Here is an 18,466-nt window from a genome sequence, read left to right on the forward strand (position 1 = left end):
GGTATCACGTCATTCCCTGTCAACATTCCACCATTGGCCTACGCGGAAGAAGAAGGAATCATCGAGGAAGAGATGAGCGCGGCAGGCTACGAATACAACGTACAGTGGACGTTCGAAGGGCCCGCCCTCTTCGCATCCGGACAGACGCAGATCGCCTTCGACGTGTCGACAATCGAGGCGGCTCGCCTGGCGAATCAGCGGGATATGAATTTGACTGTCGCCGCGAAGATGATGACGGACAACATCGGGATGGTACTGCCGGCGGACAGTGAGTACGCGCCGAGCCAGACCGGCGGCCAGCAGGAGACGCTCGATAAAATCGTCGAAGACGATGCCAGAATCGGCATCCTCGGGTGGTCGGCTGGACACATCCCGATCGATCAGATCCTGATGAGCGAGATCTGGGGGAAGGCCCTCCAGCCGGAGGACGGGGATTTCAACGTCGTCGAGGCGAATCCGGGTGCGCTCCCCGAGCTGATGAAAGAAGGCGAGATTGTCATGGCCGCGAACTCGCCTGCTCACGGGAGCGGTGAGGAGCTGATGAGCGGCGAATTCGTTGATTTGTTCTACGGCTCAGATGAGATTTCGAAGCGAGATCTCGGGATCGCTCCGCTCATCAACACCGTCGTGACGGACGAGTTCATGGAGAACCACCGTCCGGCCGTCGAGGCCGCTGTACGCGCGTGGAACCGGGGTACAGACTGGTTCTACGAATCCGGTGTTGATGACATCCCCGGGAACTCGACGTACATGGAGCAATTCGGAGTCGAAGACCCCGAGGTGGCCGAGTACATCACAAAGTGGCACCTCACCGCGGATTACAAGGACATCCCCTCGGCATACGAGACGGACACGCCGATATACCACGACGACCCGTACATAGACGACGAGTGGCTCGCGATGAACGAGCAGTTCATGAACAACGCTGTGGAGGTGGGCCAGGCGCCCGAGAACTGGCAGGACCTCGTGACCTACGCGAAACTGTAGCAAGACTCTCGTAGGTCGCCTGCGTCGTCCCCCTGTGGACGGCTTTGACTACGAGGCAGACCCACACGACACACCGAATCGAGAGACAAACGACCTCACTATCAAGACGATATCCGATGACACGAACACTACTCACTGACGGAACGATACTCACGATGGACCCCGACCACGGGGTCCTGGAGGACGCAGACCTCCTGATCGAAGACGGAACAATTGCCGCTGTTGGGCACGACCTTGACCGGTCTGGTGCCGAGGTAATCGATGCCAGCGACCGGCTCGTGCTGCCGGGCCTCGTCAACTCACATGCGCATCTCTTTCAGACCGGCGTCCGTGGGGTTGCCGGCGACTGGACGCTCGGTGACTACTTCGCGAAGATGCTGGGGACGTACCGAGAGTACTACGAGCCCGAAGACGTCTACCTCGGAAACCTGTTCGGGGCCCTCGAACAGCTGAATGCCGGCGTCACGTCGGTCTTGGACTGGTGCCACGTTATCAACACACCCGACCACGCAGACCGAGCCGTCGACGCGCTTATCGACTCTGGGATTCGTGGCGTATACTGCTACGGGACCCCCGGAATAAACGGGGACGAGTGGTTCGGGAACAGTACACTGACCCATCCCGAGGACGCCCAGCGGATGCACGAAGAGCGGATGCCGGCGAACGACGGCCGCGTCACCATGGGACTGGCAATCCGCGGTCCCGACCAGTCGACGTACGAGGTGACGACCCACGACATCGAGCTCGCCCGTGAACTTGGAGTCCCGGTATCGATGCACATCGGGGTCGCAGCATACGAGGGACCATCTGACCACGACGTTCCAAAGATGGCCGACGATGGACTCCTCGGTCCAGACGTCAACTTCGTCCACGCGAACCATCTCTCCGAGGATATGTACGACATCCTCGCGGAGGAAGGCGTCTCTCTCTCGACGACGCCGGAAGTGGAGATGCAGATGGGGCACGGCCTGCCCGCGACTGGAAAGATGTTCGAGGCGGGTGGTCGTCTCGTCCTCGGTTCGGACGTCGTCTCAGACATCGGGAGCGACATGTTCACGCCGATGCGGTTCGCGCTCCAGACGCAACGCGGCCTCGACAACGCCGAAGCTATCGACCGTGGGGAACCGCTCGAGTCACTCCCGATGGACTGCCGAGATGTCCTTGAGGCGGCCACTATCGAAGGGGCACGCGCCCTCCGCCTCCACGAAGAGGTCGGGTCCCTCACGCCGGGCAAGCGAGCTGACGTCATCACAATCCGGACCGACGATGTCAACACAGCACCTGTTCACGACCCCTTCGCGACAGTGGTCCTCCACGCCGAACCAGCGAACGTCGATAACGTTTTCGTCGACGGCGAGCTGCTCAAGGCCGACGGTGAGCTTACCACATCACTGTTTGCAGAGCGCCTCGACGACCTCGTCGCGTCAGGCGAACGACTCGTCAGCGCGGCGGAATCCGACGACTAAGGAGCGCGTTATCGTGGACGCTGGAAATTTGGTGAGTGTCAAGGCGTGGTCCGAAGCGCAACGGTTCGGACCGATCAACCATGCTTAGTGGCCGGATGCGTACTATACTGTTCCAACAAGAGCGATGGTAGAACACGACGGGCGCTGAGAACCGCGGCGTTCAGGCGACCGAGTCGTCGAGCTCGAGTTCCTTCTCGACCTGGAAGTCCATCCCGCGCTTGAGCGTCTCACCGACCACACACCCCTGTTCGTACACGTCGAGGCAGCGGCTCCCCTGGGACTCCTTGGCCTCGGGGACCCGGAGCGTTATCGCGAGTTCGAGTTTCTGGATGCGCTTGACGTTGTCCCGGAGGACGGTGAAGCCCGTACACTCGGCCTCGATCTCGTAGTCCTCGATGCGGGCCTTGTGGAGCATCTGTTCGAGCGTGTTCACCTGGCATCCCATGCCGGCGGCGATGAGGTAGTCGAACGCGCTCGGGGCCTCGCCGCGGCCGCCTTTCTTGAACGAGTGCCCGAGGTCCGGCGGCTCGTCCGTGAACATCGTGTGGTTGTATTCGCGATTCTGCGTCCGGACGAAGTTCGTCCGGTCGTTCGATGCCAGCATCGTCGCTCGCGGTCCCTCGGACAGTTCGTCGCCCTCCTCCGCGATTACGTCGTCCTCCGGCCCATCCCACGGGTACTGCTGGCTCTGTCTATCGGACATGGCTTCCCCGACAGCGCGCGAGAAAAAATAGGTTTGGGTAGTTCGCGGGACACTCGCCCAACCGGGGGACCCAATGTCAGTTCTGAGAGGGAATAGAGCCTGGTGAACCCGTAAATCGGTGACGGCGAAGCCGGACAGTACCTCATAATAATAAAACCTTATATATTATGGGCGATACCAGTACTCTATGTCAGACGGTGACAACAACCATCGCGGCGAATCGAACAACACAGGCGACTCCAACCGCAAATTACGCCGACGGTCGGTGCTCGGTGCAATGGGTACCGCTGGCGCAACGTTCCTCGCTGGCTGTGGCGGGGACGGCGGCTCCGGTGGAGACGGCGGCTCCGGGGACGGCGGTTCCGGCGGGGACGGCGGTTCCGGCGGGGACGGCGGTTCCGGTGGCGACGGCGGGGACGGCGGCGACGGTGGCGACGGCGGTGATGGCGGCTCCGGCGGCAACACGATGGTGTTCGCGGACCCCGAACGCCCACCGACGCTGGACCCGCACGCCATCGACCCGACAAACACCAACGCGTCGTACGCATATCCCGAGCAGGGGTACGAGACGCTCGTCTACTACGACGTCGGGAGTGAACCCGTCGCACTCGGCCCAGCGCTCGCCACAGAGGTCCCCTCGAGCGAGAACGGGCTAATCACCAACGGCGGTCAGACCATCGAGTTCCCGCTGCGCGAGGGCGTGATGTTCCACGACGGCGAGGAGATGACCGCCGAGGACGTCATGTTCTCGTGGGAACGGTCGATGACGATGGGGCTGGCACCGGGTGCAAGCTCCCTCAGCGGCACCATCGATTCGATGGAGGTCGTCGACGACTACACCTTCCGGGTGACGCTCAACCGGCCGACGACGCCGATCTTCCTGAGCAGTGTCGTCACGAACCCGGCAGCGGCCATCATGAGCCAGGCGGCCGTCGAGGCCAACGGCGGCGTCTCCGAGGGCCAGCCCAACGAGTGGGTCGCCCAGAACAGCGCCGGGAGCGGGCCGTACGTGCTCGGCGAGAGCACGCCGAACTCGATCGCGTGGAACGAGCACACCGAGTACTGGGGCGAGTCCGGCGTCCCCAGCGTCCGACAGGAGTTCGTCGGCGACACCTCCTCACGCGTCTCCCAGCTCTCGCGTGGTGACGTCGACTACATCTACATCAGCGTTGGTGACCAGACCGAAGTCGAGGGGCTCGACAACGTCGAGATTCTGAGCGGGACCCAGATCAACCCCGGCGGAATCAACTTCAACGCCAACATCCCGTACGGCCGTGACGACGTCCAGCAGATCGCCGGCGACGACACGATTCCGGATGACTTCTTCGCGGACACCAACGTCCGGAAAGCCTTCGCCCACGCCATCCCGTGGGACGTCCACATCGAGAACGTCCTCGGCGGGTACGGTGGCCGGACGAACGGTCCCCACGTTCCGGGGACGTTCGGCTTCGACCCCGAAGCACCGCAGTTCAACTACGACGAAGCGATGGTCGAGGAGCTCTTCCGCGAGGCCGGCTACTGGGAGGAAGGGTTCACCGTCACGCTCCACAACGAGAACATCTCGGAGTTCGAGCGCCTCAACCTCCTCATCAAGGACACCCTCGAGGGCCTGAACAACCGCATCAACATCAACACCATCAGCGAGCCCGAGAGCCGGGCCGTCGAGCGCCACTCCGCGGACCCGCCGGGCTGGCCAGCTGAGGTCCACGGCCTGCTGCCCATCGGGACCGACCCGACGCCGTACTACAAGTTCTTCGCCCACCCCGAAGGCGACATGGGGTCGCGGACGGGCATCCCCGAGGCTATCAGCTCGCGGATCCCCGAGCTCATCGACATGACGGAGACCGAGACCGACCAGGACGCTCGTATCGAGCAGTTCTCCGAGCTCCAGACGCTCTGGTACGAGGAGGCCCCGAACGCCTTCGGCTACGCGCCACAGGAAGTCTTCCCGCACCGGTCCTGCCTCGAGACGACCTGGGTCAACGCGTGGACCCGTCCGCACTTCAAGCACTGGGACAACTCTAACTGCTAAGCCCCGGCGCTGGCAGGCCCTCACCCCACCCGTTCGTGGGAGGAGATAATCGACGCAGAAACGCATCAAAAATGTTCTTGCGGTGACGCGCGGTATGAGATACCACATCAAAACTACTTTGTCGACCGGTCTTGAATCGGACGTACGCGATAATCGATCATCAATAAACCTAAGTATACTATGAGCTCCGGATCACAGGTCGGGTCACAAGAGGTGCCCGACACAAGCGAAGAGGAGAAGCCGCTGTTGGCGCGGGTGGAGAACCTCCAACTCCACTTCGACACTGACAGGGGAACCGTGAAAGCACTCGACGGTGTCTCGTTCGACATCTACGAGGGAGAGACGGTCGCGCTGGTCGGCGAGACGGGGTGTGGCAAGTCGGTGACAGCCCGCTCGTTCACGAAACTGGTGCCGACGCCGCCCGGCCGGTACGTCAACGGCCAGGTACTGCTCCGGTCCGAGCAGACGTGTTCGTCGTGTGGCGGAAGTGGCTGCTCCGACTGCTACGAGACGGGGAACGCCTTCCAGGACCTGCTCTCGATGAACACCGAAGAGATGCACCACATCCGGAGCGACCGGATCGCGATGGTGTTCCAGGACCCGGCGGAGGGGCTGAACCCGTCGCTTCGGATCAAGACCCAGATCGCCGAGAGCGTCCTCGTCAACCACGGCAAGGAGATTCTGGTGGAGGCGGGCCTCCCACCGGAGGAGACCGGCCGGCTGATGAACCGCATCTTCAAAGCCTACGCCTCGCCGTCACTCGCACGCTTCGAGCGGATTATCGCCTCGATTCCCCCGCTGCGGAAGTACCGCGACCGGATCGACGAGCTGGTCCACGAACGGATCGTCGACATCCTCGAACAGACCCAGATTCCGAATCCCGAGGACGTCCTCAAGAACTACCCGCACGAGCTGTCCGGCGGCCAGCAACAGCGCATCATGATCGCGATGGCGCTCGTCGCCGAACCCGACCTGCTGATAGCCGACGAGCCGACGACGGCGCTCGACGTGACCATCCAGACCCGCATCCTGAGCCTGATGGAGGACCTCCAGGAGACGTTCAACACGAGTTTCCTCTACATCACCCACGACCTCTCGCTCGTCGAGGACATCGCCGACCGGGTCGTCGTGATGTACGCCGGCGAAGTCGCGGAAACCGGGCCCGTCGAGTCGATGTACGAAGACCCACTCCACCCGTACACGTGGGGACTCATCGAATCCATCCCGACCAAGGAGAAGGTCGGCAAGGACCTCACGGGGATCGAAGGGTCCATCCCGGACCTGACGAACCCGCCGGAGGGATGTCGGTTCTGTACCCGCTGTCCCGAGGTGCTCGACCACTGCGCCGACGTCGAACCGGAGCTGGTCGAGGAGACGCCCGGCCACAAGGTCGCCTGCCACCTCTATCCACCGGACGGCGAGAACCTCGAGGGCGCCCGAAGGGGGACCCTAGAGCGGCCCAACGGAGGTGAGTCCGATGAGTAAGGCAGAAGAAGTCGTGACGACGGAGGGGCTCCTCGCCGAACGCGACGGGACCGAGCACGTCGTCATGCAAGGGCACGGAATCAGACGGTACTACCCGATCACGGGTGGGGCGCTGAAGCGCCACGTGGGCGACGTGAGAGCCGTCGACGGGGTCGACTTCCGCATCACGCGGGGCGAGACCCTGGGACTCGTCGGGGAGTCGGGCTGTGGGAAGTCGACGCTCGGTCGACTCCTCGTGGGGCTCGACGAACCGACCGACGGGACGCTCTACTTCGACGTCCCACGGGAGGACGCAGACGAAGTCGCGGACCTGGAGGCGAAATCGGCCGACGAGCGGACGTCCGAGGAAGAGAACCGACTCGAATCGCTCCGATCGGAGTACGCCGTCGGGCGGATGAAGGGCAAGACCGCGAAAGAGTTCCGACGCAACGCGCAGTTCGTCTTCCAGAACCCGAGCGGGTCGCTGAACCCGCGGAAGCTCATCCGGGACACGGTGAGCCGGCCGCTCGAACTCCACACCGACCTCAAAGGCGACGAGCTGGACGAGGAAGTGGTCGAACTGCTCGAACGCGTCGGGCTGGGTGCGGACTTCCTGTATCGGTACCCCCACCAGCTCTCGGGCGGACAGAAACAGCGCGTCGCCATCGCGCGCGCCATCGCCACCAACCCGGAGTTCGTCGTGCTCGACGAACCGACGAGCGCGCTGGACGTGAGCGTCCAGGCCCAGATCCTCAACCTGCTCAACCGTCTGCAGGACGAACTGGAACTCACGTACCTCTGTATCTCGCACGACCTCTCGGTCATCAGGCACCTGTCGGACCGGGTGTACGTGATGTATCTCGGCCGCATCGCCGAGAAAGCGAACAACGATGACCTGTTCGAGCGGGCGAAACACCCGTACACGGAGGCGCTCCTCTCCTCGAGCCCGTCCATCGAGTCCGACCAGACGATAGAGCTCGCCGGCGACGTCCCTGACCCGGAAGAGCCGCCGACCGGGTGCCGGTTCCACACCCGATGCCACAAGGCAGAGAAGTTCTGTGGCTGGAGCGGTCGGGACCTGTACAACCTCATCAAGCGGCGCAAAGAGCAACACGATGCCGTGGGCGCCATCTGGGAGGCACTCGACGACATCGAGAACGACGGATTCGACACGACGTTCAAGTTCAGCAAGTCGCCGGACGAGTTCCTCTCGCACCTTCGAGGTGAGACCGACGCGCTCGGACCGCACCAGCCCGTGCTGTTCGAGGCGATGACCGACCTCAGACAGAACGGAAACAGCGTCGACGTGTCGTTCACCCAGATCGATCCGCCGACGCTCACGGAGGACGACCCCGGACACGAGGTCTCCTGCTACCTCTACGACTGAGTCGGTCACCACTCGACCCCCGTTCGACCCCAAAAATGGCCGGACAAAGGCGTCAATTTTAATTCAATGCGGTTTGTGGACTATAATCATGGAGATAAAAGACTACGCGATACGGAGGCTGATTATCTTCGTCCCGACGATCATCCTCATCAGTATCGTGACCTTCGCGCTGACCCGGATCGCAGGGTCGCCGATTGCCATGTACGCGTCCCGGCTCAGCTCACAGGAGCAGATCGAGACGCTCCGAGAGCTGTACCACCTCAACGATCCGCTGTACGTCCAGTACTTCTACTGGGTACAGGGCGTACTCCGCGGTGATCTGGGCTGGTCGAGCGCCGCCGGGTCGCCGGTGCTCGACGCGATGATCACCCGGGCGGCGGCCAGCTTCGAACTGGCCCTCGTCGGAATCGTCTTCGCGCTGGCGATCAGCCTGACGCTGGGCACCCTCGCCGGCCGCTACTCCGACACGTGGGTCGACCACATCTCGCGCGGGCTGGCGGTCGGTGGGATGTCGACGCCCCAGTTCTGGGCCGCGCTGCTCCTGATCTTCTTCGGCTACGTCACGCTCGGCCTGTTCCCCATCGGCCGGGCGACGACGGAGATCTGGACCAGCATCCCCCACCCGACGGGGTTCTACGTCCTCGACGCGATAATCGCGATGAACGTCGCGGCGCTTCAGGACGCGCTGTGGCACCTCATACTCCCGGCGCTCGTCATCGGGTACGCGGAGTCCGCCGTGATCACCCGTCACCTCCGGTCTGAAATCATCGAGAAGAAAGACGAGGAGTACGTCAACGCGGCTCGGTCGCGCGGCCTCCGCGAGGGGACCGTGTTCGCGAAGCACATCCGCCGCAACGCGTTGATTCCGACGATAACCGTCGCCGGCCTCAGCTTCATCTTCCTGATGCGGGGGATCATCGTCGTCGAGCTGGTCTTCGGTTGGCCTGGACTCGGCAACTGGGTGGCGCAGGCCGCTACCTCCGGGGACTTCGCGTCGATTATGGGGTTCATCCTGTTGATATCCTTCGTCACGCTATCGTTGAACCTCTCTGTGGACGTACTGTACGCATACCTCGACCCGCGGATCGAATTAGGTGAGTAAGAATCATGTCAGCACCAGATATCCCATCGGCGGTTTGGAACGTCTTCCCGAACGAACGCAAAGCCCGGATGCGTTACGAGCGGTTCCGGCGCGTCCTGCTCGACATGCTGGAGAACCCGTTGACGGTGGCCGGGATGATCATCGTCTTCTCGTTCTTCCTGCTGGCGATACTGGCGCCGATCCTCGAACCGGCCACCGGGAACGACCCGTACCAGATGCCCCGGAACTTCGAGGCGCTGCGCCAGCCGCCGTTGACAGACGGCTACCTCCTCGGGACGACTGAGACCGGTGGCGACCTGCTGTACGGCATCGTGTGGGGGTCGCGACTGACCATCGCGATCTCCCTCACCGTCGTCCTCTCGACCACCATCGTCGGCTGCGCCCTCGGCGGCATCGCCGGCTACGTCGGCGGCTGGGTCGACGAAGTCATCATGCGCGTCGTCGACGCGATGATCTCCATCCCCGCCCTCGTCTGGGCTATCGCCGTCGTCACGGCGCTCGGCCCGTCGATTCCGAACATCATCATCGGGCTCTCGACGATGCTGTGGGGGACCTACGCCCGCATCATGCGCGGCGAGGTCATCCACGTGAAAAACGAGGAGTACATCGAGGCGGCGAAAGTCGTCGGTGACGGACACCGGGTCATCTTCCTCCGGGAGGTCATCCCCAACGCCATCCCGCCGATCTTCGTCCAGTCGACGCTGTACTTCGGGAAAGTCGTCCTCATCGCCGCGTCCGTCTCGTTCATCGGACTCGCACCGCCTGGCCTGGCCGAGTGGGGCGTGCTCGTCTCGCAGGGCCAGCAGGGGCTGCTCGCCGGTCGCTGGTGGGGTTCGTTCTTCCCCGGCTTCGCCATCTTCCTGTGGGCGTTCGGGTGGAACATCATCGGCGACGGCCTCCGGGACGTCCTGGACCCGCGTACGCAGGTCGAATAACGCGAGAAAACGTTTCGTTCGGTCACGCAGTTCCGTTTTTCCAGTTCGAACACGTCGACCAGTCGGTCGCGTACTCCCTGGCCGCTCGTTACTCCTCGTCGTCGAAGTGCTCCTCTTCGAGGTTGGGGAGCAGGCGCGTTCGGACGACGTACTTGTGTGCCCTGAACAGTCCGACCAGGAGCACTATCGAGCCGACCAGAGAAATGATCTGCAGGATTTCCATACAGTACAGAGCGCCGCGGAGAGTGTAAACGTTTCGCGCGTCCGTCCAGGCAGTCAGGGGTTGGGCAACGGAGAAACCGCGGGACGGACAGGGCCACTGCCCGTCACCGGTTCGAGAGACGGATCAGTCGGAGCGGATGCCGGCCTCGATACCGGGGCCGAGGTCTTCTAAGAGTGCAACCGCGCAGTTCCGACCCGGAGCGGCACTCACACTGCCGCCCGGCCACGTGCAGGCACCGGTCATGTAGAGCCCCTCGACCGGCCCGCGATAGTTCTCGTACCCCTTCACTGGGCGGCGGTCACCGTACTGCTCGGGCGTGTAGTCGCCGCCGTGGCAGGTCCCGTGCCAGCAGTGGGGGTTCAACCGCTCGTAGTCGACCGGCGAGTGGATACTGACGTCGACGACCTTGTCCTCCGTGAGGTTCGGCGCGAACTCCCGGACTCGGTCGAGCAGTTGCTCGGTGACGTCCTCCTTGATATCGTCCCACGACTCGTCCCGCGCGAGCTCGTAGGGCAGTTCGCTCACCAGCTTGTACGAGTGGAGTCCCTCCGCCCGTCGGGTCTCGTCGGCGATAGTAGGCGAAAGCGAGAGGATAAAGGGGTCGTCGAGTGGCAGTTCACCGCGGTGGAACGCGCGACTGCCTTCGATGAGACTCTCGACGCTGCTGGCAGTCCCCATCGCCACACACTGCTGTGGGCCCTCTTCGGTCTCGTACGCGGGTGGTTCCTCGACAGCGAAGTGGGCCGCGAAGAAAGCGATTCCGGCCTTCCAGTTCTCGACGCCCCGCCGGAAGTCATCCGGGACGGCCTCGTCGGGGAGCACCTTGACCAGGTGTTTGACGTGGATGGTCGAGACGAGCGCGTCGCGCGCCTCGAAGCGGGTCCCGTCTGCAGTCTTCACCGCCGTCGCCCGGCCGTCGGTGACCTCGATCTCCTCGACCGGGTGGCCGGCGTATATCGTCCCGCCGTGGTCCTCGATGCAGTCCATCAGCGCCCGCGGAAGTTCGCCGGAGCCGCCCTCGGGGAGGACCCAGGAGTTCTTCTGGCGGCCGTAGGCCAGCGAGAACGCCCGCAGGCCTCCGCCGACACGTTCTATTGGCTGGACGGTCAGTGCGGCCAGGTACGCGATGAACGCCCGGCTCTTCTCGTGCTCGAAGCGACGCTCGATGATATCCTTCGGGCTCTCGAGACTCCGGCGGACCCACTCGTCGCCGTTCGGTGCGTTCGCGATTTCGTCCTGCACGCTCCCCTCCTTTGGCGCCTGGTATCGAGCGCGGGTGTAGTGTGGCGCGACCTCCTTGTAGTCGTCGAGCAACTGGAGATACGCCTCGGCGTCGGCCTCGGAGAACTTCGCGAACTGCTCGGCCGTCTTCTCCCGGTCCTGCCACATGGTGATACTTGTCCCGTCGTCGAACGGGACCGTCAGCACCGGGTCCGGGTGCAGGTACGTCAACCCGTAGTCGCTCAACAGCCCCAATTCGTCCTCCTTGAGGGTCGGACTCGCCTGGATAAGGTTGTGGGCGGTCGAGCAGGTGTCCTGTTTCAGCCCCGGAACGGTGTGTTCCTGGGTTCGAGTGTTCCCGCCGACGACCTCGTTGGCCTCGACGACGGCGACGTCGTACCCAGCACGAGCGGCGTACGCCGCGGTCGTCAGACTGTTGTGTCCACCACCGGCCACTACGATGTCGTGTGTTGGCATGGCAATGGTCTGTTATGCGCGAAATCGAGTAATAAAGGTACCTGTCACGAGGGGGTTCGGACGGCCGAGGGAACCAGTGTCACTAAGTCGAATCACCGAGAAGGGGGCCGATGAGTCATCACATGGATTCAGACAAGACTGTACTCGTCTCGACGCCGATGTTCGGACGGTACTCTGAAGCGAGCAAGCAGCTCCTCCGCGACTGCGGCTGTGAGTTCGTCGAGTTGAGCCGTGACGAAGCCGCCGACAGAGACGTCCTGTTCGACCACCTCGAGGACGTCAACGCGTGGATCGTCGGCTACACCGAGATCGACGAGGCGGTGTTCGACCGCGCGCCGAACCTCGAGATTATCGCCAAGCACGGAACCGGCGTGGACAACATCGACCTCGACGTCGCAGAGGAGCGCGACGTCGTCGTCGCCAACGCACCGGGGGCGAACGCCAACGGCGTCGCCGAACTCGTCGTCCTGCACATGCTCAACTACTACCGGGACCTCGTTGCCGGCGATGCCACTGTCAGAGACCGGCAGTGGGGCGGCGACATCGGCCGCGAGCTCGCCGAGAAGACTATCGGTATCATCGGGCTCGGGGAGATCGGCCAGACGGTCGTGAAACGGACCCAGGGGTTCGACCTCACCTATCTGTCCCACGACATGGCCGACCGTTCGGCGTTCGAGGAGGAGTACGGGGTCGAGGACGTGGCCGACCTCGACGACCTCCTGTCGCGCTCTGACTTCGTCACGGTGCACCTCCCGCTTACGGAGGGGACGCGCGGCCTCATCGGCGAGTCGGAGCTGGAAGCGATGAATTCTGACGCCTGCATCATCAACACCGCGCGCGGTGGCATCGTCGACGAAGCCGCCCTGGCCGACGCGCTCGCGGCCGACGAGATTGGCGGCGCCGCGCTCGACGTGCTCGAGTCGGAACCACCGTCTGCCGGGGAGCCGTACGACACGCTGCTCTCGGACGACCGGGTGACGTTCACGCCGCACATCGGTGGAAAGACCGAGGAAGCGATGGGAGAGATCAGTTCGCTCACCGCTCGCAACATCCGGAACGTCTTCGAAGGCGACGAACCGGTCCACCGCGTCAGGTAATCGCTCGTCCCCGACTGCGGGACCCCCCCGTCGGTCACACGCCGATACCCCGCGTTGACACGACCCGACGGTCCGCACACACATTTATGTGCTCGTTCCCGCTACGAAGTGCCATGGTAGGCGAACCGATCGAACAGCGCGGAGTGTCGTTCGTGGGGTTCCACGACCTCGACGGCCGACCGGCGTTCAAAATCGCACAGCAGGTCGTCGGCGACCGACGGTACCTCTATCTGGCCGACTTCTGGACCAGCGGCTGGTCGATTCTCGACGTGACCGACCCGACGGACCCGGAATTTGTCCGGCACATCGAGGGGCCGAAGAACACCTTCACGCTGCAGGTCCAGGTGGCCGACGGGTTGATGGTGACGTCGCTCGAATCGCCGCGGATTCGCGACCCCGTCAATACGACGGAGTACGGACTGCCGGACTACGACCCCGCAGACCCCTACGAGGCAGGGGCCTACGTGTGGGACGTCGAGTCTGACCCGACTGACCCGACGCTCCTCGGACAGTACGAACTCGACGGGGACGGGACCCATCGGAATTTCTACACCGGCGGGGACTACATGTACATGTGTGCCGGCCTCGACGGGTTCGAGGGGAAGTGTCTCACCGTCGTCGACATCTCGGACCCGACCAAGCCCGAGGAGGTCGCGCAGTGGTGGTGGCCAGGACAGGCGCCACACGAGACGGCCGACGAGCGCTACTACGCCCACGGTCCCGCCTACCGTCGCGGTGACCGGCTCTATCTGAGTTACGGCAGCGTCGGGGCACTGATTCTCGACATCTCTGACGAGACCGACCCCGAGTTGCTCGGGCGGCTCGACTTCGGCGACTTCGGAAGCTGGCTCGGGACGCACTCCGCGATTCCAGTCCCGGGCCGGGACCTCATGGTCGTCAACACCGAGGCGATCAACGAGGGGACGCCGTTCGAGCGCGAGGGCGGTGAACCGGTGAACTACGTCGTCCTCGTGGACATCTCCGAGGTCGAGGACCCGCACTTCGACGGGAAGCGTCAGGTCGGGCCGAGAATCGTCAGTTCGTTCCCGCTACCGACGCCTGAGTCGGACGCGCCCTACGACTCGTACTACGAGCGCCCCGGTCGCTTCGGACCCCACAACCAGCACCACGCCCGCGGTGAGTCGGCCCGATTGCAGACAGACGAGTACGTCGTCATGTCCTACTTCAACGCCGGCCTCCGGCTGTTCGACATCTCGGACCCGCTCCAGCCGTCCGAGGTCGGTCACTACGTCGCAGCAAACCCCGAGTCGCGCGTCGGCACGCCGCGACCGGGGACGGGACTCGTCTCGACATTCGAGGACGTCGTGGTCGACGACCGCGGCTACATCTACTGTACGGACCCCCAGCAGGGGCTGTTCGTGCTGGAATCGGAGTACTTCTGAGCGAGGCCTACTGGTCTCGCGTCAGGACGGTCACGGGGTTGTCGAAGTTGAGGATGACCCGCTGTGCCGTGTCGCCGAAGATGGCCTTTCCACTCGGCGAGCGCTTTCGCCCAGCCATGTAGATGTGGTCGCAGTCGTAGTCCTGCGCGGCCTGCATGATGTTCTCGAACTTGTTACCGACCTTCCCGACGGTCTCGTACTCGACGTCGATGTTCCGGAGCACCTTGTCCGCGAGGTCGTCGGCGAACTGTCGAGCGCCTTCCGAGGCCTGTGAGACGTCGTACGTACCGCCTTCCATCCCGGTGACCTCTGTCATCGCGTCCTGGTTGTCCTCGAACTCGTCGTCGGTCGTGACGTGCAACAGGACGAGCGAGCCGTCGACCCCGACCGCGTGTTCGGCCGCTTCTCGCATGATTCGGTCTACGCCATCTGCCGCATCGACTACCACCAGTGCTTTGCGCATACAAGGACTTTCCCCGGCAACTACTAAAAAGTCCCCGGCCCGCGAGGACCGGCGCGTCCCAAAGTTTTTTACACCCGTTCGTCATCGAATCGCCTATGCGAAAAGCACGATTCATGGACCCCGCGGGTACAGTCCGAACCGGCGAGTGGGACGACGGCGAAATCACCTTCAGCGGCGAGACGTACGACGCTGACGAGGTCACTGTCCTGCCTCCCGTCGAACCGTCGAAGATCGTCTGTGTCGGCCTCAACTACTCGGACCACGCCGAAGAGACAGACTCCGACGTTCCGGACCGGCCGCTCCTGTTCCTGAAGACACCCAACACGCTCTCGCACCACAGCGCGGAGGTCACGCTTCCGCCAGAGAAGGAGCGAATCGACCACGAAGCGGAGCTCGGCGTGGTCATCGGTGAACAGTGCCGGCACGTCCAGCCCGACGACGCGATGGACGTCGTCGCCGGATTCACCTGCGTCAACGACATCTCGAACCGTGACGACCAGCGGAACGAGCAGAACTGGGTCCGAGGGAAGTCCTTCGACAACGCGGCGCCCATCGGCCCCGTGGTCGCAGACCCGGAGCACGTCGCTGACGACGCGGCCATCGAGCTCCGCGTGAACGGCGAGACCAAGCAGGAGTCGACTATCGACAACCTCATCTTCGGCATCGAGGAGCTCATCGCCGAAGTGACGTCGCTCATCACGCTCGAAGAGGGCGACGTCATCGCGACGGGGACGCCCGCCGGCGTCAGCCCTCTCTCGGACGGCGACACCGTCGAAGTCGAGATCGAGGGCATCGGCGTGCTCGAACACGACGTCGTCGCGAGCGAGTTCGAGGGGACCGTCGAACACGACTTCATGCCGGACCAGTAATCGGACGCGTCATCGCGACGGGTAGTCGCGGTCGGCCCGGTTCCCCTCGTTCGGGTCGACCACCGCAGCCACCACACCAATCTATACGTATGCGCGGCCGCAATCTACGAGACACGTCTATGCGTCCACTCGCTTCGCTCCGACGGCCTGAATATACGGGTTCGAACCGCTGTACCCCGTGTACCGTCGTCAATCTCGTCCTCGCGGTGCTGCTGAGTGTCGCCCTCGGCGCCGTTCTCTGGACCGTGTCGTCCACCGTTGGCGCCGTGAGCGCCTCGGTAGTGTTCCTGATCGCGGTGGCGCTCATCTGGCTCCGCGGCTATCTGGTCCCCGGAACGCCGGAACTGACCAAGCGGTATATGCCGCCGTGGCTCCTCGCGTGGTTCGGCAAAGCGCCGGCTGGCGAGCACAGCGAGACCGGCGAGACCGACACCGACGTCGATATCGAAGCGCTGTTCCTCGACGCCGGGGTACTCGAGCCCTGCGAGGACATCGACGACCTCTGTCTGACCGAGCGGTTCGACCGTGCCTGGTCGACGGCGATCGACGACCTGGAGACAGACGTCGACACCGACACTGTCCTGTCGACGCTACGAATGAACGACGGGTCCGTCACGGTCGAGCGGTTCGACGAGGCGGTCGCCCTCCGGACCAACGGCTACGAGCTCGGCCGCTGGCCCTCCCAGACTGCGATGCGGGTGGACGTCGCCGCCGGTCGGGTCCTCGACGACTGGCTGCCGGCGTGGGACCGACTGTCGAGTGACGAACGCGCGGCGGTCCTCTCGGGGCTCAGGCTGTTCCTGCCTGAGTGTCCCGACGGCGGCGCCGTCGAACTCCGCACCGAAACCGTATCGTCGTGCTGTACGAGTTACGACGTCGTCGCCGCCGTCTGTACGTCGTCCGGCGACCGGCTGTTCGAGCAACGGACGCCGTGACGGCGGAACAGTCCAGTTCGCCCCCATGACAAACCTTATTCCGCGGCCTTCAGAACTGAGTACGTCGATGGTCTTCGACCCACTAGTGTCGTTGCCGACACTCCAGTCCGTCCCAGGCATCGGTGTCGTCCCCGATAGTGCCATCCTCGTTGCCGGAGCAGTCATGATCGTTGTACTCACCCTGCTCTCGGCGTTTTTCTCCTCCTCGGAGATCGCGATGTTCTCGCTACCGGCCCACCGTACCGAGGCGCTGGTCGAAGACGGCATCCCCGGTGCGGAGACGCTCAAGGAACTGAAAGCCGACCCACACCGCTTGCTCGTGACAATCCTGGTCGGGAACAACCTGGTCAACATCGCGATGTCCTCGATTGCGACGGGATTGCTCGCGATATACTTCACGCAAGGCGAGGCGGTCGCCATCGCCACCTTCGGTATCACCGCCCTGGTGCTGTTGTTCGGCGAGAGCGCGCCGAAGAGCTACGCTGTCGAGAACACGGAGTCGTGGGCGCTGACCATCGCCCGGCCACTGAAACTCGCCGAGAAGGTACTCATTCCGCTCGTCGTGCTGTTCGACTACCTCTCCCGGCAGGTCAACCGGATTACGGGCGGTCGGTCCGCCATCGAGACCTCGTATGTCACCCGCGAGGAGATACGGGATATCATCGAGACGGGCGAACGCGAGGGCGTCCTGGACGAAGAGGAGCGCCAGATGCTCCAGCGCACCCTGCGCTTCAACGACACCATTGCCAAAGAGGTGATGACACCCCGGCTGGATATGACCGCCGTCGCGAAGGAGGACACCGTCGAGGAAGCCATAGAGACCTGCATCCACAGCGGCCACGCCAGGGTACCAGTCTACGAAGGGAGTCTGGACAACGTCATCGGCGTCGTGCACATCCGTGACCTCGTTCGCGACCTCAACTACGGTGAGGCCGTCCCCGAGGACGTGATGCTCGAGGACCTTATCCAGCCGACGCTGCACGTCCCCGAGTCGAAGAACGTCGACGACCTGCTGACCGAGATGCGCGCCGAACGTCTGCATATGGTCATCGTCATCGACGAGTTCGGGACGACCGAAGGTCTGGTGACGATGGAAGACCTCACCGAGGAGATCGTCGGAGAGATCCTCGAAGGAGAAGAAGAAGAGCCCATCGAGTACGTCGGGGAGGACTCCGTCGTGGTCAAGGGCGAAGTCAACGTCGAAGAGGTCAACGAGGCACTCGGCCTCGAGTTGCCGGAAGGGGAGGAGTTCGAGACCATCGCGGGCTTCATTTTCAACCGCGCGGGCCGTCTCGTCGAGGCCGGCGAGGTCATCTCGTACGACGGGGTCGAGATTCGGGTCGAACAGGTCGAGAACACCCGTATCATGAAGGCCGGAGTGGTTTCGCTCGACGACGGCGAAACCGACTCCCAGGCAGCCGACACCGAGCCGGCGACAGACTAGGAGGTGGCTCGACTGGGACGGTCGCCCGAAGCCGGAGGTTGGACTCGCGACTACTCGTGGTCGACGTTCGAGAAGAAGGTGAGTGACGGGACTGGTGCCCGCCACTCGGGCAACTGAAAGTGCACAGGCGGCAGTGTGACGAGCGCCGGGACATTCCGTACGCTCACTGTTGCGCGACTATAGCTGGCGAGCCTGAGTCGATGGTTGAATTGCCGCCTGTACGTGTGGGTGTAAGCCACTATCATATAACGATTGTGG

At 63.5% G+C, this 18,466-nt stretch carries 16 protein-coding genes; 12 read left to right on the forward strand and 4 right to left on the reverse strand.

Features of this window, described 5'->3' with window-relative positions; genetic code table 11:
- Positions 1 to 33: 33 nt before the first annotated feature.
- Positions 34 to 987 (forward strand): substrate-binding domain-containing protein, encoded by a 954-nt coding sequence (locus tag P1L41_RS17465; RefSeq protein WP_276298727.1) that lies wholly within the window; start codon positions 34 to 36, stop codon positions 985 to 987.
- Between the two features lie 116 nt (positions 988 to 1,103).
- A complete protein-coding gene (locus P1L41_RS17470) occupies positions 1,104 to 2,453 on the forward strand; it encodes an amidohydrolase family protein (protein ID WP_276298728.1) in 1,350 nt (449 codons plus the stop codon).
- Between the two features lie 160 nt (positions 2,454 to 2,613).
- Here the strand turns inward: P1L41_RS17470 and P1L41_RS17475 are convergent, their stop codons facing one another.
- A complete protein-coding gene (locus P1L41_RS17475) occupies positions 2,614 to 3,156 on the reverse strand; it encodes an OsmC family protein (protein ID WP_276298729.1) in 543 nt (180 codons plus the stop codon).
- A 187-nt stretch (positions 3,157 to 3,343) separates the two neighbouring features.
- On the opposite strand from P1L41_RS17475, the gene P1L41_RS17480 reads away from it, so the two are divergent.
- The 5 genes from P1L41_RS17480 to P1L41_RS17500 all read left to right on the forward strand — a co-directional run bounded on the left by P1L41_RS17480 (position 3,344) and on the right by P1L41_RS17500 (position 10,076).
- A complete protein-coding gene (locus tag P1L41_RS17480) occupies positions 3,344 to 5,188 on the forward strand; it encodes an ABC transporter substrate-binding protein (protein ID WP_276298730.1) in 1,845 nt (614 codons plus the stop codon).
- A 180-nt stretch (positions 5,189 to 5,368) separates the two neighbouring features.
- Positions 5,369 to 6,673, forward strand: coding sequence for an ABC transporter ATP-binding protein (locus P1L41_RS17485; RefSeq protein ID WP_276298731.1), 1,305 nt, complete (start codon positions 5,369 to 5,371; stop codon positions 6,671 to 6,673).
- Positions 6,666 to 8,039, forward strand: a complete 1,374-nt coding sequence (locus tag P1L41_RS17490; RefSeq protein ID WP_276298732.1) for an ABC transporter ATP-binding protein — start codon at positions 6,666 to 6,668, stop codon at positions 8,037 to 8,039. Before P1L41_RS17485 ends, P1L41_RS17490 begins: the two co-directional genes overlap by 8 nt.
- A gap of 88 nt (positions 8,040 to 8,127) precedes the next feature.
- Positions 8,128 to 9,141, forward strand: a complete 1,014-nt coding sequence (locus P1L41_RS17495) for an ABC transporter permease (RefSeq protein ID WP_276298733.1) — start codon at positions 8,128 to 8,130, stop codon at positions 9,139 to 9,141.
- Positions 9,142 to 9,146: 5 nt separating this feature from the next.
- The gene (locus tag P1L41_RS17500) at positions 9,147 to 10,076 is read left to right on the forward strand and encodes an ABC transporter permease (RefSeq protein WP_276298734.1); all 930 of its coding nucleotides are present in this window, start codon (positions 9,147 to 9,149) and stop codon (positions 10,074 to 10,076) included.
- An 88-nt stretch (positions 10,077 to 10,164) separates the two neighbouring features.
- On the opposite strand, the gene P1L41_RS17505 is transcribed toward P1L41_RS17500, so the two are convergent.
- Together P1L41_RS17505 and P1L41_RS17510 are read right to left on the reverse strand one after the other, a co-directional pair.
- A complete protein-coding gene (locus tag P1L41_RS17505; protein ID WP_276298735.1) occupies positions 10,165 to 10,299 on the reverse strand; it encodes a hypothetical protein in 135 nt (44 codons plus the stop codon).
- Between the two features lie 123 nt (positions 10,300 to 10,422).
- Positions 10,423 to 11,997, reverse strand: coding sequence for a phytoene desaturase family protein (locus tag P1L41_RS17510; RefSeq protein WP_276298736.1), 1,575 nt, complete (start codon positions 11,995 to 11,997; stop codon positions 10,423 to 10,425).
- Between the two features lie 122 nt (positions 11,998 to 12,119).
- Here P1L41_RS17510 and P1L41_RS17515 point away from each other — a divergent pair, with 122 nt between their 5' ends.
- Positions 12,120 to 13,094, forward strand: a complete 975-nt coding sequence (locus P1L41_RS17515; RefSeq protein ID WP_276298737.1) for an NAD(P)-dependent oxidoreductase — start codon at positions 12,120 to 12,122, stop codon at positions 13,092 to 13,094.
- Positions 13,095 to 13,207: 113 nt separating this feature from the next.
- Positions 13,208 to 14,497: an LVIVD repeat-containing protein gene (locus P1L41_RS17520; protein ID WP_276298738.1), complete on the forward strand. Its 1,290-nt coding sequence runs from the start codon at positions 13,208 to 13,210 to the stop codon at positions 14,495 to 14,497.
- A gap of 7 nt (positions 14,498 to 14,504) precedes the next feature.
- Here P1L41_RS17520 and P1L41_RS17525 read toward each other — a convergent pair whose 3' ends face one another.
- Positions 14,505 to 14,960: a universal stress protein gene (locus P1L41_RS17525; protein WP_276298739.1), complete on the reverse strand. Its 456-nt coding sequence runs from the start codon at positions 14,958 to 14,960 to the stop codon at positions 14,505 to 14,507.
- A 95-nt stretch (positions 14,961 to 15,055) separates the two neighbouring features.
- Between P1L41_RS17525 and P1L41_RS17530 the strand changes: the two genes are divergently transcribed.
- The 3 genes from P1L41_RS17530 to P1L41_RS17540 all read left to right on the forward strand — a co-directional run bounded on the left by P1L41_RS17530 (position 15,056) and on the right by P1L41_RS17540 (position 18,208).
- Positions 15,056 to 15,829, forward strand: coding sequence for a fumarylacetoacetate hydrolase family protein (locus P1L41_RS17530; protein ID WP_276298740.1), 774 nt, complete (start codon positions 15,056 to 15,058; stop codon positions 15,827 to 15,829).
- A gap of 119 nt (positions 15,830 to 15,948) precedes the next feature.
- Positions 15,949 to 16,764 carry a DUF8054 domain-containing protein gene (locus P1L41_RS17535; RefSeq protein ID WP_465260861.1) on the forward strand — a complete coding sequence of 272 codons (816 nt, stop codon included), beginning with the start codon at positions 15,949 to 15,951 and terminating at the stop codon, positions 16,762 to 16,764.
- 67 nt (positions 16,765 to 16,831) lie between these two features.
- Positions 16,832 to 18,208, forward strand: a complete 1,377-nt coding sequence (locus P1L41_RS17540; RefSeq protein ID WP_276298743.1) for a hemolysin family protein — start codon at positions 16,832 to 16,834, stop codon at positions 18,206 to 18,208.
- Positions 18,209 to 18,466 lie beyond the last annotated feature (258 nt).

The sequence above is a fragment of the Haloarcula ordinaria genome (assembly GCF_029338275.1).
Classification (GTDB): Archaea; Halobacteriota; Halobacteria; order Halobacteriales; family Haloarculaceae; genus Haloarcula; species Haloarcula ordinaria.